12 protein-coding genes are annotated in these 15,368 nt (G+C 70.4%); 3 read left to right on the top strand and 9 right to left on the bottom strand.

The genetic code is table 11. From position 1 onward, the window contains the following. Window positions 1-3: 3 nt before the first annotated feature. Window positions 4-1,404 (bottom strand): pyridoxal-dependent decarboxylase, encoded by a 1,401-nt coding sequence (locus tag BMH31_RS07760; RefSeq protein WP_099724764.1) that lies wholly within the window; start codon window positions 1,402-1,404, stop codon window positions 4-6. 128 nt (window positions 1,405-1,532) lie between these two features. Here BMH31_RS07760 and BMH31_RS07755 point away from each other — a divergent pair, with 128 nt between their 5' ends. Beyond that, window positions 1,533-2,468, top strand: a complete 936-nt coding sequence (locus BMH31_RS07755; protein ID WP_099724681.1) for a rhodanese-related sulfurtransferase — start codon at window positions 1,533-1,535, stop codon at window positions 2,466-2,468. A 508-nt stretch (window positions 2,469-2,976) separates the two neighbouring features. Then, the gene (locus BMH31_RS07745; protein WP_241898193.1) at window positions 2,977-4,347 is read left to right on the top strand and encodes a HipA domain-containing protein; all 1,371 of its coding nucleotides are present in this window, start codon (window positions 2,977-2,979) and stop codon (window positions 4,345-4,347) included. A 78-nt stretch (window positions 4,348-4,425) separates the two neighbouring features. Here the strand turns inward: BMH31_RS07745 and BMH31_RS07740 are convergent, their stop codons facing one another. From BMH31_RS07740 to BMH31_RS07705, 8 genes are all read right to left on the bottom strand, one after another. After that, the gene (locus tag BMH31_RS07740; protein WP_099724678.1) at window positions 4,426-5,181 is read right to left on the bottom strand and encodes an ABC transporter ATP-binding protein; all 756 of its coding nucleotides are present in this window, start codon (window positions 5,179-5,181) and stop codon (window positions 4,426-4,428) included. After that, window positions 5,178-6,068 (bottom strand): ABC transporter ATP-binding protein, encoded by an 891-nt coding sequence (locus BMH31_RS07735; protein WP_099724677.1) that lies wholly within the window; start codon window positions 6,066-6,068, stop codon window positions 5,178-5,180. The genes BMH31_RS07740 and BMH31_RS07735 overlap by 4 nt, the downstream gene beginning before the upstream one ends. Further along, entirely contained in the window at window positions 6,065-6,901 is an 837-nt protein-coding gene (locus BMH31_RS07730) for an ABC transporter permease (RefSeq protein WP_099724676.1), read from the bottom strand. Before BMH31_RS07730 ends, BMH31_RS07735 begins: the two co-directional genes overlap by 4 nt. Continuing rightward, on the bottom strand, window positions 6,898-7,860 hold the full coding sequence (locus BMH31_RS07725) for an ABC transporter permease (RefSeq protein ID WP_099724675.1): 963 nt from the start codon (window positions 7,858-7,860) through the stop codon (window positions 6,898-6,900). Before BMH31_RS07725 ends, BMH31_RS07730 begins: the two co-directional genes overlap by 4 nt. 93 nt (window positions 7,861-7,953) lie before the next feature. After that, window positions 7,954-9,459 (bottom strand): ABC transporter substrate-binding protein, encoded by a 1,506-nt coding sequence (locus BMH31_RS07720; protein ID WP_099724674.1) that lies wholly within the window; start codon window positions 9,457-9,459, stop codon window positions 7,954-7,956. Between the two features lie 67 nt (window positions 9,460-9,526). Beyond that, entirely contained in the window at window positions 9,527-10,369 is an 843-nt protein-coding gene (locus tag BMH31_RS07715; RefSeq protein WP_306460335.1) for a DUF1684 domain-containing protein, read from the bottom strand. A gap of 136 nt (window positions 10,370-10,505) precedes the next feature. Beyond that, window positions 10,506-11,894, bottom strand: coding sequence for a CoA transferase (locus tag BMH31_RS07710; protein WP_099724672.1), 1,389 nt, complete (start codon window positions 11,892-11,894; stop codon window positions 10,506-10,508). A gap of 17 nt (window positions 11,895-11,911) precedes the next feature. Beyond that, window positions 11,912-13,897, bottom strand: a complete 1,986-nt coding sequence (locus tag BMH31_RS07705) for a M13-type metalloendopeptidase (protein ID WP_099724671.1) — start codon at window positions 13,895-13,897, stop codon at window positions 11,912-11,914. 73 nt (window positions 13,898-13,970) lie between these two features. Here BMH31_RS07705 and BMH31_RS07700 point away from each other — a divergent pair, with 73 nt between their 5' ends. Then, entirely contained in the window at window positions 13,971-15,329 is a 1,359-nt protein-coding gene (locus BMH31_RS07700; RefSeq protein WP_099724670.1) for an MATE family efflux transporter, read from the top strand. Window positions 15,330-15,368 lie beyond the last annotated feature (39 nt).

The following is a 15,368-nucleotide window of genomic DNA, read 5'->3' as shown; positions in this document are numbered from 1 at the left end:
CGGCTACTCCATGGAGTCGAGGATCGCGGTGAGCTGTTCGAAGGTGGTGAGCGGGTTCACGATCGCGAAGCGGGCGTTGGTGCGCCCCGCGTGCGAGCTCGGCACCACGAACGCCTGCTGGTCCTCGAGCAGCTGATCCGACCACCGCTCGTAGTCGGCCTTCGACCAGCCGTCGCGCTCGAACACGACGACCGAGAGCTGCGGGTCGCGCACGAGCGAGAAGCCGGGGCGCCGCTCGATCTCGTCGGCGATGCGCCGGGCGAGCGCGATCGAGTGCGTCACCGCGTCCCGGTAGGTGGCCGCGCCGTAGGTCGCGAGCGAGAACCAGAGCGGCAGGCCGCGCGGCCGGCGCGTCAGCTGGATCGAGTAGTCGGAGGGATCGTACGCCGCCTGCTCGGTCAGCACGTCGAGGTACTCGGCGTGCTGGGTGTGCGCGAGCCGGCCGTTCTCGGGATCGCGGTAGATCAGCGCGCAGACGTCGTAGGGCGCGAACAGCCACTTGTGCGGGTCGACGATCACCGAGTCTGCGCGCTCGACGCCCGCGAAGTGGTGCCGGGCGAGCGGCGACAGCATGGCGGTGAGACCGTAGGCGCCGTCGACGTGCAGCCAGAAGTCGAAGTCGTCCTTGAGCGCGGCGACGCCCGCGATGTCGTCGACGATGCCGAAGTTGGTCGAACCACCCGTCGCGACGACGGCGAACACGCGCTCGCCGTCGGACTCGAGGGCCTCGCGCACGGCCGCGGCCGAGAGGGATCCGGTGTCGCCGCCGGGCACCGCGATCACGTCGACGTCCATGATCTCCGCAGCCGACTTCACCGACGAGTGCGCTTCGGCGCTGCACACGACCGCCCAGCCGCCCTCGGGGCGCGCGGGGAGGCCCGCCGCGGTGCGGGCGCGGCGCGCGGTGTCCCGCGCCGCGACGAGCGCGGAGAGATTGCCGATGGTGCCGCCCTGCACGAACACGCCACCGGCTCCGGCGGGCAGGCCGAACTCACCGGCGAGCCACGTCAGCACCTCGTTCTCCGCGTGCACGGCGCCCGAACCCTCGAGCCAGGACCCGCCGTACAGCGCGCTCGCCGAGACGACGAGGTCGAACGCCATCGCGGCCTTCGACGGGGCGCTCGGGATGAACGAGAGGTATTGCGGATGATCGGTCGTGATGCAGGCGGGCGCCAGCACCATCTCGAAGGCGGCGAGCGCTCGGCTCGCGCCGATGCCCTCCTCGCTGATGGTGCGACCCGCGAGGCGGGTCAGCTCGCTCGGTGAGGAGGCGTGGTCGAGCGGGGTGTCGGTGGCCAGCAGGCGGCGCCGGGAGTAGTCGAGCACCAGGTCGACGATGCTCCGGGTCTCCTCCGAGACCGAGTGCATGCGGGTGTGGGCGTTCGGGTCGGCTTCGGCGGTCATGACGGTCTCCCGGGTCGTGCGCAGACGGGTGTGCATCGCAAGTCTCGATCCTGCGGCGGGAATCGCACAAGCCCGCTTCACTCTGGACCGGTCCAGCCTGTTCCGGGCACGTCGCCTACCATTGACGGGTGCCCGTGCCCAAGATCCTGCTCGCCTACGCCTTCGCCCCCGTCGCCGACCCCGAGGCCGTGCGCCTCTGGCAGCGCGAGCTGTGCGAGTCCCTCGGCCTCCGCGGCCGCATCATCGTCTCGAAGCACGGCATCAATCTGACGGTCGGGGGTGAGCTCGACGCCTGCAAGCAGTACCTGCGCCGTACCAGGGAGTACGCACCGTTCGCTTCGCTCGTGCCGAAGTGGAGCGAGGGCACCGCGTTCGAGCCCGACGCCGCCGAACCGCTGCACGGCGTCGATCGGCGCGCGCCCTGGCGACGCATCGCCGACTTCCCGAAGCTCAGCGTGAAGGCGCGCGACGAGCTGGTCGCGTTCGGGATCCCCGACGAGACCGTCGTCGACGAGAACGGCGTGGTCGGCGGCGGCACGCACCTGTCGCCGCAGCAGGTCAACGAGCTGGTCGCGGAGCGCGGCGAGGACGTCGTGTTCTTCGACGGACGCAACGCCTGGGAGGCCGAGATCGGCCGGTTCAAGGATGCGGTGGTGCCCGACGTGCGCACCACGCACGGGTTCATCGAGCAGATCGAGAGCGGCGCGTTCGACGAGCTGAAGGGCCGCCCGGTCGTGACGTACTGCACGGGCGGGATCCGCTGCGAGATCCTGTCGGCCGCGATGGTCGAGCGGGGCTTCGGCGAGGTCTACCAGATCGACGGCGGCATCGTGAAGTACGGCGAGGCCTTCGGCAACGACGGGCTCTGGGAGGGATCCCTCGCGGTGTTCGACGGCCGCGAGTCGATGGACTTCGCTCCGGGGGCCGCGGTGCTCGGGCGCTGCGCCGTCTGCGGCGAGGCGTCGAAGCAGCTCGCGAACTGCGCCGATCCGGCCTGCCGCAAGCGCCTCGTGCTCTGCGCATCGCACGCGGGCGCCTCCTGCGAGGAGCACGTCGCGACCTGAGCGCGACGCGATGACTCCGCGAACGCTCCCACTCAGAAGTTCGCTATACATAACATCCGCAAGATGTTATGTTGAGATGACACCCAGGAGGAGGTGCACATGCGCGCGGACCGCCCCGGAGATTTCTCCCGCATCGTCAAGACGAAGCGCCACGAACTCCACCTCACGCAGCAGAACCTTGCCGATCGCGCGGGGGTAACCCGTCAGCTCGTCGCACGTCTCGAGAACGGCACCGGGGACCCCTCTCTCTCAAACACACTGAAAGTCCTCGCAGCTCTCGGTGTGTCGCTCACAACGGCCCCAGCAAGCGAGCATTATCGTCTGCCGCTTCTTCCGCCAGCCCCTGATCTACTCGGGAAGTACCTCTCTCTCATCGGGAACCCCCTCCTTCCCGATGTAGCAAAACGCATCGCTTTGCCGACGATCGATCCCAGAAACTTCCTACCAGCAGGTCTTATCCCAAACCTCCCCACGGCGGTCACCCCGCGCCCACCGCTCGATGCCCGTCATGACCACGTTGACGAAGAACCTCGCCCCGAAGCCGGGAATCAGGCTATTGACCGTTCCCCGGAGGGGCCCGAAGATGCCAACGATTGACGTCTATCTCTACGGGCAACTTGCGGCGAAACTAGAGCGTCTCGGGCACTCCTCCTATCGCCTGAAGTACACGCCCGACTGGCTCAGCCATTCTCAGGCCGTGCCGCTCTCAACTCAGCTCCCGCTCCGTCCACAGCCTTACACCGGAGATCCGCTCCTCCGAGTCCTCTCGGGCTTCCTGCCCGATCGCGAAGAAGTCCTTGCTCGATGGGCCGGCGAGGCCAGACTCGCGGACACGGAACCATTCGGCCTGCTCGAACACTACGGGGAGGATGTCGCCGGGGCAGCAGTATTCGTGCCAGAGGATAAGGACCCTCTGGCCGAGCGAGAGGCGACCACCATCGACGACTCGACCGTCGCCAACCGGATTCGCGGAATCCGGGAAGACCCGCGCGCATGGATCGAGAAACACCGGGAACACCGCTTCTCACTTGCAGGGATGCAGGGGAAGTTCGCCCTCGCCTTGCGAAACGGCCAGTGGCTCGAGCCAAGCGGAGCCGAGCCCTCGACTCATATCCTGAAACCCGGGATCGAACAGTACCCGGACTCCGAAATCCTGGAGCACGTGGTCATGCGAACGGCTGCCGGGCTGGGCCTCCCTGTCGCACAAACTTCCATTCTCCGATTTGAGGACCAGAGGATACTGTGCGTTGAGAGATTCGACCGAACCGAAGTTGACGGCACCGTATTCCGAATCCACCAGGAGGACTTCGCGCAGGCGACAGGGACTCCCCCAGCTCGGAAGTACGAGGAAGATGGTGGGCCGAGCCCGGCCGACATCGCCCGGGTCCTGCGACGGGAAGCCGAACCCGCCCTCGTAGGGAACTCGCTCGCAACCTATGGCGCCAGTCTCGTATTCTCCTGGCTGCTCGCCCACAATGATGGCCATTCGAAGAATTACTCGCTCCGCCTCTACCCCCGACAGATCGAACTCACCCCCCTGTACGATCTCAACTCATACCTCCCATACGCGGATGCCGGCGGCCGTATCCGCGGCCGAGACCTCAGCTACGCGCACGAGGTCGAACTCTCCTTTTCGATCAGGGGAGCGTCACGCATCGGTGACCTCACTGGCGCGCACTGGAACGCGCTGGAGGAGATCCTCAGCCTTCCCCGCGGGACTCTCGTCGAGTACGGAACGGCCGCCGCTGAAAGCCTGATGCCCGCCGTAAACGCCGCGATCGATTCGCTCGAACCGGAGTTTCAGACAGAAGTCGTGGACCAGTTCCGGCAGGCCGCGTTCTTGCGCCGAAGCAGCGCCCTCGAGGCGCTTTCGGCTTGACCTACATACAAAGCGTCATTGACGTAACATCGCAGATATGTAATGCAGGCGTGACGTATTCACTGACGAGGGCAGCACCTACACCGGCAGGCGCGGGATCGCCGAGATGAGGCGGCGCGTGTAGCCCTCGCGCGGCGCGGTGAGGATCCCCGCGGTCGGGCCCTCCTCGACCACGCGTCCTCCCTCGAGCACGATCGTTCGCTCGCAGGTCGCGGCGACGGCCCCGAGGTCGTGCGACACCATGACGAGGGCGAGGCCCGTCGTCGCGCGCAGCTCGTTGACCAGGTCGATCACCTGGGTGCGCGTGCTCACGTCGAGGGCGCTCACCGGTTCGTCGGCGATGAGCACGCGCGGGCGCACCACCGTGGCCCGGGCGATCGCGATCCGCTGCCGCTGCCCGCCCGAGAACTCGTGCGGATACCGCAGCGCGGCGTCCTCGGGCAGCCCGACCGAGGTCAGCGCGGCGCGCACCCGCGCCGACGCGTCGGCGCCGCGCGCGATCCCGAGCGATTCGAGGGGCTCCGCCACGATCCGGTCGATGCGCTGCCGGGGATCGAGCGACGAGTACGGATCCTGGAACACCGCCTGCACGCTCGAGCGGAAGCGGCGCATGGCCGCGCGATCGCGCAGCCGCAGCGGTGCGTCGTCGAACCGCACCTCGCCCGCCGAGGGCGCGGCGAGGCCGAGCAGCAGCGAGAGCAGCGTCGACTTGCCGGCACCGGACTCGCCGACGACGCCGACCGACTGCCCCGCGCCGAGCCGCAGCGAGACACCGTGCAGGATCGGGCGGCGGCCGTAGGCGAAATCGACGTTCGCGGCCTCGAGCACGGTCATGCGTCGCCTCCTGCGTCCCGGCCGCGTTCGTCCTCCGCGGCGCTCCCGCCGCCCGCAGCCCCGTCGAGCGCGGCGTCGAGCGCTCGCGCGTGCGCGACGAGCTGCGCCGTATACGGGTGCTGCGGGGCGCGCACCAGGTCCGCGACCGCCCCCCGTTCGACGGCTTCACCGCCGCGCAGCACGAGCACGCGCGAGGTCTGCTGCGCGACCACCGCCAGGTCGTGACTGATGAAGAGCAGGCCCATGCCGCGCTCGGCGACGAGCCGGTCGAGCAGTCCGAGCACCTCGGCCTGCACGGTCACGTCGAGCGCCGTCGTCGGCTCGTCGGCGACGAGCAGCTTCGGCCGGGCCGCGAGGGCGATCGCGATGGCGATGCGCTGGCGCTGACCGCCCGACAGCTCGTGCGGGTAGGCGCGCGCGAGGCGCGGATCCTCGAGCCGCACCTCGGCGAGGGACTCGGCGACCGCACGGTCGAGTTCGGCGCCGCGCAGCCCGCGGTGCCGCCGCAGCGGCTCGGCGATCTGCTTGCCGACCCGCATCAGCGGATCGAGCGCGGTGAGCGGCTCCTGGAATACGAAGCCGATAGCGGGTCCGCGCAGCGGCCGCAGTTCCGCCTCGCTCGCCCCGATGGTCTCGACGCCGCCGAGCAGTGCGGATCCGCCCGCGGTGAGCCCGGCGGGCAGCAGGCCCGCGATCGCGAGCGCGGTGAGGGACTTGCCCGAACCGGACTCGCCGATCAGACCGACCCGCTCGCCCGCGGCGATCTCGAACGAGATGCCGCGCACGAGCCCGGTCGCCTCCGCGCCGTCGCCCGCCGAGATGGTGAGCCCGTCGACGCTGAGCAGCGGCGCACCCGTGCTCGCCCGATCGCCGACCTGAACGCTCATGCGGATCGCCTCCTGCGCCGGGTGGGGTCGGTCGCATCGCGCAGACCGTCCGCCACGAAGTTCACGCCGAGCACGAGCACCACGAGCGCGATGCCCGGTGCGATCGCCCCGACCGGCGCTTCGAGCACGGTGCCCTGCGCCTCCTGCAGCAGGCGGCCCCACGACGCGTTGGGCGGCGGAGCGCCGAGACCCAGATACGAGAGGCTCGCCTCGGCGAGCACGGCCGCACCGAACTGCAGCGCGAGGGTGACCGCGAGCGTCGGGGCGATGTTCGGCAGCACGTGACGCCGCACGATCCCGAGTGTGCGCGTACCGCTCGTACGCGCCGCGGTGACGTACTGCGACCCGACGACCCGCTTCGCGAGGATCCGCGCGATGCGCGCGATGACCGCCGACATGCCGAGCCCGATCGCCAGGATCGCCGAGCCCAGCGACGGCGGCTGCAATGCGACGATGAGCATGGCGGTCAGCAGCACGGGGAACGCGATGGCCACGTCGAGCAGCGCCGAGATCGAGTCGTCGAGCCACGGGGCCGCGAACGCGGCGATGAGGCCGATGGTCACCCCGATGATCGTCGCGATCACGACCGAGCCGATACCGACCAGCAGGGCGATCCGGGCGCCCACCATGAGCTGGCTGAGCAGGTCGCGCCCGAGCTTGTCGGTGCCGAGCAGGTGCTCCGCCGACGGCGCCGAGAGCCGGCCGCCCGACGTGTCGTCGAGCGCGTAGGGCAACCAGACGAGCGAGACGAGGGCGACGAGCACCACGATGCCGACGAGCGCGAGGCCGAGCCACAGGGTCGCGCGCCGCGACGACGACCGCCGGCGGCTCATCCGGCGACCCCCACGCTCGAACGCAGACGCGGATCGACGATCCGCTGCACGACATCGGCCGCGAAACCGACGAGCAGCACCAGCAGCGTGGTCACCACGAGCACTCCCTGGATCGCCGCGAAGTCGTGCTTCGCGATGCCGTCGACGAGGTAGCTGCCGAGCCCCGGCAGCGCGTAGACGCTCTCGACGACGACCGCCCCGAGCAGGGTCGTCGCGAGCTCGATGCCGAGCACCGAGACGACCGGCACCGCGCCGTTGCGCAGGCCGTGCCGCCACAGCGCCTCGCCGAAGCCCGAGCCGTGCGCGCGGGCGGTGCGCAGGTAGTCGCTGCCGAGCACGTCGAGGGTCGCCGACCTGATGTACCGCGTCAGCGACGCTCCCATGACGAGTCCGATCGCGAGCGCGGGCAGCACGAGCGAGGAGAACGCCCCGGCGGGATCGCTCCAATCGTCCGGCGGGAAGCCGCCCGTCGGGAACCAGCCGAGCCCGAGCCCGAACACCCACACGAGGATGATCCCGATCCAGAACACCGGCACCGCGATCCCGAACTGCGCGACGCCCGACAGCAGCGTCCCGTACCAGCGGTCCGACTGCACCGCCGCGGTCACCCCCGCCGCGACCGACAGCACGAGCGCGATGCCGAAGGCGAGGAGCGTGAGCGGCAGCGTCACCCGCAGCCGCGACGAGATCTCGGGTCCGACGGGAGCGCCGGTGATGAGGGACTCGCCCAGATCGAAGCGCAGCATCTGAGCCGCCCACGTGCCGAACTGCGCGAGCAGCGGCTGATCCGATCCCACCTGCCTGCGCGCCGCCGCGATCTGCTCGGGCGTCGCGTTCACCGAGAGCAGCGCATTCGCCGGATCGCCCGGCAGCAGCCGCAGCAGAATGAAGATGACGATCATCGCCACGACCAGCGACCCGATCAGGAGCGCGCCGCGGCGCAGCACGTAGCCGAGCATCGAGCGGACTCCTTTCACGGGGATCGGGCTCACGGCCCGAAGAACGCGAGAGTGCCGGGAACCCGCGGCCCCCGGCACCCTCGCGCGATCGAGCTACTTCTTGACGATGTTATAGGCGGGGAACTGCGAGTTCAGCCCGTTGACCGGGTATCCGCTCACATCCTTCGACGCGACGACGATCTGCGGGTAGAGGTACAGCCACGCGCTCGCCGCATCGGTGGCGATCTGCCGGTTGGCCTGCTTCAGCAGCTTGACCTGCTCGGCCTCGCTCGACGCCTGCTCGGCTTCGTCGATCCACTTCGTGACCTGCGGGTTGTCGTACCCCCAGTAGAACTCCGGGTTGCCGTACCAGACGACATCGCGGTCGTTCACGTGCTCCTGCAGGGTCGCCTCGAAGTCGTGGTTCTTGAACACCTTCGTGTACCACTCGTCCGCGCTGATCGTGTTGATCTTGACGGTGATCCCGACCTTCTTGAGCTCGGACTGCAGGAACTCGGCGACCGCGGGGTGCGGATCGTAGCTCGGGGTATCGAGCGTGAACGAGAAGCCGTTCGCCAGCCCGGCCTCCTTGAGCAGGGTCTTGGAGCGCTCGGGATCGTAGGGGTTCAGGCTCGTGAGGTCCTCGTACCAGGGGTCGCTCGGCGGCACCATCGAACCGATCAGCGTGCCGTAGTCGCCCCAGAGCGCGTTCAGCAGCTTCTTGCGGTCGACGGCCGAGTAGATGGCCTGGCGCACCTTCGCATCGGTGAACGGCTTCGCCTTGTCGTTGAAGGCGAGCAGCTCCTTGGTGGTCGACTTGCCGTCGTTGATCGTGAACTTGCCGCTCTTCTCGAGCTGCGGCAGCGCGTCGGGGTTCTGCACGCTCGTGATGAGGTCGAGGCGGCCGCTCGTGAGCGCCGTGTCCTCGGCCGTGGCATCGGTGAAGTACGAGAAGACGACCTTGGCGTTCTTCGCCTTCTCGCCCCAGTACCCGCCCCAGCGGTTCAGCGTCAGCGTGCTGCCGCGCTTCCATTCGCCGAGGGTGTACGGGCCGGTGCCGTCCTCCTTCTTGGCGAGGTCCTTGGCGTCGGCGTTCACCACCCAGATGTACGAGAGCAGGTAGGGGAACGAGATCGAGCGCTGCTTGAGGTCGACCTTCACGGTGTGCGCGTCGGGAGTCTCGATGCTCTTGATGACCTCGAGGCTCGACTTCCGAGCCGACTGCGAGTCGGGCGCGAGCACCGCCTCGATGCTCGCCTTCACATCGGCGGAGGTCAGCGCCTTGCCCGAGTGGAACTTCACGCCGTCGCGCAGCGTGAAGGTGTAGGTGAGACCGTCCGAGCTCATCTCGTGCTTCGTGGCGAGCAGCGGCGAGATGGTGCCGTCGTCGTTCAGCTTGAAGAGGCTCTCGTAGACGTTGCCGCTGAGCGCCTCGGTGACGCCCTGTCCGCCGCCCGCGACATTGCTCAGGTTGACGGGCTCGTAGAGCGATCCGATGCGGATCGTCGCGTCGGCTCCGCCCTTTCCGGCGCTTCCGCCCTGCGCGCAGCCCGTCAGGGCGAGGGCCGAGACGGTGAGGGCGGCAGCGGCGACGAGGGCCTTCCGCTTCAGAGAGATCATGGGGATTCCTTCGGGTCGGGCTGTGGAGAAGAACGGACGGGGTCCCGCCGGCTGGCGGAGAGCCGGCTCAGACGGTGTAGATGTCGAAGCCGTCGCGGAACTCGGGCAGGCGCTCGCCCGCGAGGATCGGCCAGGGCAGGCGGTTCTGCGCCGGCGGCATCGGGCAGTTGTACTGCGCCGAGAAGCCGCACGGCGGCACGAAGGCGCGGTTGAAGTCGAGCGTCACCCGGCCCGGCTCGCCGAAGGCGCCCGCGTCGCGCGGCACGAAGAGGAAGCGGCCCGCGCCGTAGCTCTGCGTGCCGTCGGTCGCGCGATTCGTCGGATCGCCGAACACGAGCAGCAGCTGGCCGTCGTCGTCGAACGCCGAGAGGGTGAAGCGTTCGCCGTCGCGCTCGAAGGAGATATCGCCCGGCACGACGAGGTCGCGGGTGAGACCGGCGTCGCGGATGTGCTCGAACGGGATCGTACGGTCCGAGGCGACGGGCGTGAACTCCGCCTCGATCACCCACGAGGGGTCGTAGTCGAAGGTCGCGGTGCCGTCGAAGGCGCGGATCGCCGCCGAATCGGCGTCCCACACGCGGATGCCGTACTCGGGCTCGCCGGTGGCGAGGTCGCGGCGCTGCAGCTCGGTCACGGTGACGCGATCGCCGCGCCCCTCGGCGCGAGCCGCGGAGCGCTCGGCCTCGGCGGTGATACCCGCTTCCTGCGCGGTCGTACCCGCGGGGAACCAGCGGGTCTCGACCAGGCTGAGGTTGCCGGTGGCCGAGGTGACGGCCTCGCGGCGCGCCTCGCGCCAGGCGGCGTGGGCGGCCGCGGCCGTGCTCTGCGTGGACTGCGGGTGCTCGGTCATGATCCGTCCAATCTGATCGTCCGCCGGAGTGATCCGGCGCTGCCCGGTGCGATGCAACATGCGAAGTCTGCGAATGTCTCGCATTCGCAACACTTCAGTATGTGCCAGGGCGGTCCACCCGCGCGAATCGGGCGACACGTGTCGTAACCGGCGGCGGGTGAGCGGCATTCCCGGCCGCGCGCGTCGCCGGCGGCACTCAGCGCCACCGCGGTGGATCCTCACCGAACGCATGCCCGGCCCACGGTCCCGGATCCGATTGCCAGCTCGGCAAATACGCCTCGCCGACGATTCCCAGAGCGCCCCAGCAGCTCGGCGCGGCCTCAGGCACGAAGCCGCCGACCGCGGCGAGCAGGTCGGGATCGATCGAACCCGCGCTGCTGCTCGCGGCCGGTTCGGCTGCGAGCAGCGTCCGCCCGATGCCCTCCAGCGTCACCTCGACGGCACCCGCGCTCCGCTCGGCGAGGAGCGCGGTGACCCCGGCCGCGAGCAGCGCACCGCCGGAGTGGTCGAGCGCCTGCGCCGGCAGCTTCCCCGGAGCCTCGCGGTCGGCGGATTCGACGGCGGCGATGCCGCAGGCCGCCTGGACGAGGCTGTCGAACCCCCGCCGCTCGCCCCAGTCGCCGCCGGGCGCCCACGCACGCACCCGCGCGGTGACGATGTCCGGGTGGGATTCGGCGATCTGCTCGGGTTCGAGTCCGAAGCGCGCGAGCGCGCCTGGGCGTGCCCCCGTGACCACGACGTCCGCCTCCGCCAGGAGTTCGGCGAACCGGGATCGGCCGGCGCGATCCTCGAGGTCGAGCAGACTCGAGCGCTTGCCGCGCCCCGTGTCGAGCCACTGCCAGAGCGGCTCGGCTCGCACCGGCGAATCGATGCGCAGCACATCGGCGCCGAGGCCCGCGAGCGCGCGCGTCGCGACGGGACCGGCGATGACCCTGGTGAGGTCGAGCACGCGGATCCCGGCGAGGGGGCGCAGCGGATCCCCAGTGGGTGCCGCCCGGCCGTTCCCGCCTCGGCGCACGCGGATCGGTGCCTGCGGCGCCCCGCGCTCCGCCGCCCAGGTCGCGGGGTCGCGCACGGCGACCGCGAGGCCGCCCGCCCGGAACGCCGCGGCTTCGAGCTCGCGCGCGTCGCGCTCGGCGATCGCCGCGGCTGCGGCGTCATCGTCGGCGTTCTGTCCGAGGCCGAGCACGGCGCGCAGCGCGGCGGCGTGCCACGGATAGTTGGCGTGGGTGCGCACCCACCCGTCGGCCGCTCGGAAAAACCCGGAGAGCGGCGCCCAGACCGCAGGGGGCTGACCGTCGAGCCGGCCGAGCTGGTCGCTGCGGAACGATGCGGCGATGCGGATCGGGTCGAGCCGCACCGGCTCCGCGCGGTCCGGCGCGCGCACCGGAGGCCCGCCCGTCGCAGCTCCGCGCACGGCGTCGCGCGCGGTCTCCGCAGCGAGCGCGAACGCGCCGACGGCGCCCCACGCCAGATCGCCCACGGGGAGCCGGGCCGGCAGAGGCGGCCGCGGGCCGGACAGCCGCGCCGCGGCGTCCTCCGGGAGTCCGATCCCCCGGAGGAAGCCGCCGACGAAGCTGTTCACTACCGCCGCGCCTCAGTTCACCAGATGCTGACGCGATCGGCCGCGTCGAGCCAGAGCTCGTCGCCCGGCTTCGTGCCGTAGGCCTCGTGGAACGGGGCGAGGTTGCGCACGATCTGGTTGCAGCGGAACTCGTTGGGCGAGTGCGGGTCGATGGTCAGCAGGCGCACGACCTCCTCGGGGCGGGACTTCTGCTGCCAGGCCTGGGCCCAGGCGAGGAAGAAGCGCTCGGCTCCCGTGAGCCCGTCGATGACCGGCGACTCGGCGCCGTCGAGCGCCCGGAGGTACGCCTTCCACGCGATCTCGAGGCCCGAGAGGTCGCCGATGTTCTCGCCGATGGTGAGCTCGCCGTTGACCGTCTGCCCCTCGGCACCCTCGGGCGAGAGTGCGTTGTACTGGCCGATGAGCGCCTTCGTGCGCTCCTCGAACGCGCTGCGATCCTGCTCGGTCCACCAGTCGGTGAGGCGACCCTCGCCGTCGTAGCGCGAGCCCTGGTCGTCGAATCCGTGGCCGATCTCGTGCCCGATCACGGCGCCGATCGCACCGAAGTTGGTGGCCGCGTCCCACGTCGCGTCGAAGAACGGCGGCTGCAGGATCGCCGCGGGGAACACGATCTCGTTGAAACCGGGGTTGTAGTACGCGTTGACCGTCTGGGGGGTCATGAACCACTCGTCGCGGTCGATCGGCTTGCCGAGCTTGCCGATCTCGCGCGCGAACTCGAACTCGGAGACGCGGCGCGAGTTGCCGATGAGGTCGCCCGAATCGACCGCGAGCGACGAGTAGTCGCGCCACTTCACGGGGTAGCCGATCTTGGGCGTGAACTTCTCGAGCTTGTCGAGCGCGCGCTCGCGGGTCTCGGGGCTCATCCAGGCGAGCTGCTGGATCGAGTCGCGGTAGGCCTCGATGAGGTGCCCGACGAGGACGTCCATCTCCGCCTTCGAGTTCTCGTCGAAGTGACGCTCGACGTAGAGTCGGCCGACGGCCTCGCCCATCGCGCCTTCGACGAACGAGACACCGCGACGCCAGCGGTCGCGCTGCTCGGGCGCACCGGTGAGCGCGGTGCCGTAGAACTCGAAGTTGGCACGCGAGATCTCCTGAGAGAGCAGAGCGGCGGATCCGCGGACGAGCGCCCAGGCGAGCCACGCGCGCCAGGCCGGGAGCTCCTCATCGACGAGCAGTGCGGCCAGGCCGGCGAGGGCCTCGGGCTGAGCGGCGACCACCTCGGCGAACGCGCTCTCGGGCGCCCCCATCGCGGCGAGGTACGCGGACCAGTCGAGCTGCGGCGTGATCTGCTGCAGCCCCTCGAAGGTGCGCAGGTTGTAGAGCTTCTGGATGTCGCGGCTCGCGACCGTGTCCCAGTGCGAGGCGGCGATGCGGCGCTCGAGGTCGAACGCGAGACCCGCGAGGCGATCGGCCTCGCTCACGCCGACCAGGTCGAGCATGCGCTCGATGTGGGCGACGTACTGATCGCGGATCCCGGCGAACTGCTCCTCGCGGTAGTAGGACTCGTCGGGAAGGCCGATGCCGCCCTGCATGACGAACGCGATGTAGCGCGTCGGGTCGCCCGGATCGTTGTCGATGTACATGCCGAAGAACCCGCCGAGGCCCTGCCGTTCGAGCTCGGCGGTGACCCGCACCAGCTCGGGGATCGAGGAGACGGCGAGCACCCGTGCCAGGTCGTCCCAGATGGGCTCGGCGCCGAGGAAGTCGACGCGGCTGGTGTCCATGAAGCTCGCATAGAGCGCCGCGATCTTGTCGGCCTCGGTGTCGGCGCCGCCCTCGATGAGGCCGGGCGCGGGAGCCTCGGTGCCGGTGATGATGTCGCGCACCGCCTCCTCGGCGTTCTCGGCGAGCACGGCGAACGAGCCGTAGCGCGCCTTATCGCCCGGGATCTCGGTGCGGTCGATCCACTTGCCGTTGACATGGCGGAACAGGTCGTCCTGCGGACGGACCGCAGGATCGAGCTCGGTGAGGTCGATGCCGGAGATGGGGGCTGCGTTGCTCATGCGACCACCCTAGCCACAGCCGCCGACAAAGCGGCCCGATCCGGATGTCGGTGCCCGGCGCTAGCGTGGACCCATGTCAGACACGGCACCCGATCCGAGCAGCGCGCCCCGCGAAGGGCACCGCACGATCGACCGTCGGATCGCCTCGCTCGCGATCCCGGCGCTCGGGGCGCTCATCGCCGAGCCGCTGTTCCTCATCGTCGACTCCGCGCTGGTCGGACACCTCGGAGCGGGATCCCTCGCGGGCCTCGCCGTGGCGAGTGCGATCCTCCAGACCGCCGTCGGCCTCATGATCTTCCTCGCGTACGCCACCACTCCCCTGGTCGCGCGGCGACGGGGCGCCGGCGACCTGCGGGGCGCGGTGCAGGCCGGCGTCGACGGCCTCTGGCTCGCGCTCGCCATCGGCGCGGTCGTCGCCGCGCTGCTCTGGGCGGCGGGCGGGCCCCTCGTCGACGCCTTCGGCGCCTCGCCGGACACCGCGGCGCAGGCCCGCACCTACCTCGCGATCTCCTGCCTCGGCATCCCCGCCATGCTCGTGGTCTTCGCCGCAACGGGTCTGCTGCGCGGCATGCAGGACACGAAAACCCCGCTGGCGGTCGCCACCATCGGGTTCGCCGTCAACGCCGGCCTCAACTGGCTGTTCATCTACGGCTTCGGCTGGGGCATCGGTGGCAGCGCGTGGGGCACCGTCGCGGCGCAGTGGGGCATGGTCCTCGTCTACGTCGTGGTGGTCTCGCGGCACGCGCGGGCGCACGGCGCGAGCCTGCTGCCGCACCGCGACGGCCTCGGGCACGCCGGGCGCAGCGGCGGGTGGCTCTTCGTACGCACGCTCGGCCTCCGCGCCGCCCTGCTGCTCACCGTGGCCGCGGCCACCAGCCACGGCACCATCGCGACGGCCGGGTACCAGGTCGTCTTCACGGTCTTCTCGACCGCTGCCTTCGCGCTCGACGCCCTGGCGATCGCCGCCCAGGCGCTCGTGGGCGACGCACTCGGGCGACGGGACGAGGCCGCTGCGCGCGCGGTCGTGCGCCGCACCCTGTTCTGGGGCGTGCTCTGCGGCGCGATCGTCGGCCTCGTGCTCATCGCGACGAGCCCCGTGCTCGGCCGCGTGTTCAGCAGCGATCCGCGCGTGCTCGAGATCCTGCCGCCCGCCCTCATCGTGCTCGGGCTCTCGCTGCCGCTCGGCGGCCTCGTCTTCGTACTCGACGGCGTGCTGATGGGCGCGGGTGACGCCCGCTATCTCGCGTGGACCAGCCTCGTGAACCTGGCCGTCTACCTCCCGGTGCTCTGGCTGCTCACCGTCGCCGTGCCCACCGGCACTCCGGCGCTCATCGCGCTCACGGCCGGGTTCACCGTCGTGTTCATGGCGGCACGAGCGCTCACGCTGTGGCTGCGCGCCCGCGGCGGCCGCTGGATCGTCCTGGGCGTCTGAGCTACCGGAGCGCATACTCGAAACGTCCCCGTCCACCGC

Origin of the sequence: Leucobacter sp. OLIS6 (genome assembly GCF_002752355.1) — a bacterium.
Taxonomy (GTDB): domain Bacteria; phylum Actinomycetota; class Actinomycetes; order Actinomycetales; family Microbacteriaceae; genus Leucobacter.
The sequence above is the reverse complement of the archived record's forward strand: the minus strand, read 5'-3'. Positions and strand labels throughout refer to the sequence as shown.

Bases quoted from the DNA above. Each gene is read 5' to 3' on its own strand.
- BMH31_RS07705 (WP_099724671.1), bottom strand. From the start codon at position 13,897: ATGAGCAACGCAGCCCCCATCTCCGGCATCGACCTCACCGAGCTCGAT.
- BMH31_RS07700 (WP_099724670.1), top strand. From the start codon at position 13,971: ATGTCAGACACGGCACCCGATCCGAGCAGCGCGCCCCGCGAAGGGCAC.
- BMH31_RS07735 (WP_099724677.1), bottom strand. From the start codon at position 6,068: ATGAGCGTTCAGGTCGGCGATCGGGCGAGCACGGGTGCGCCGCTGCTC.
- BMH31_RS07760 (WP_099724764.1), bottom strand. From the start codon at position 1,404: ATGACCGCCGAAGCCGACCCGAACGCCCACACCCGCATGCACTCGGTC.
- BMH31_RS07745 (WP_241898193.1), top strand. From the start codon at position 2,977: ATGACCACGTTGACGAAGAACCTCGCCCCGAAGCCGGGAATCAGGCTA.
- BMH31_RS07720 (WP_099724674.1), bottom strand. From the start codon at position 9,459: ATGATCTCTCTGAAGCGGAAGGCCCTCGTCGCCGCTGCCGCCCTCACC.
- BMH31_RS07740 (WP_099724678.1), bottom strand. From the start codon at position 5,181: ATGACCGTGCTCGAGGCCGCGAACGTCGATTTCGCCTACGGCCGCCGC.
- BMH31_RS07725 (WP_099724675.1), bottom strand. From the start codon at position 7,860: ATGCTCGGCTACGTGCTGCGCCGCGGCGCGCTCCTGATCGGGTCGCTG.
- BMH31_RS07730 (WP_099724676.1), bottom strand. From the start codon at position 6,901: ATGAGCCGCCGGCGGTCGTCGTCGCGGCGCGCGACCCTGTGGCTCGGC.
- BMH31_RS07715 (WP_306460335.1), bottom strand. From the start codon at position 10,369: ATGTTGCATCGCACCGGGCAGCGCCGGATCACTCCGGCGGACGATCAG.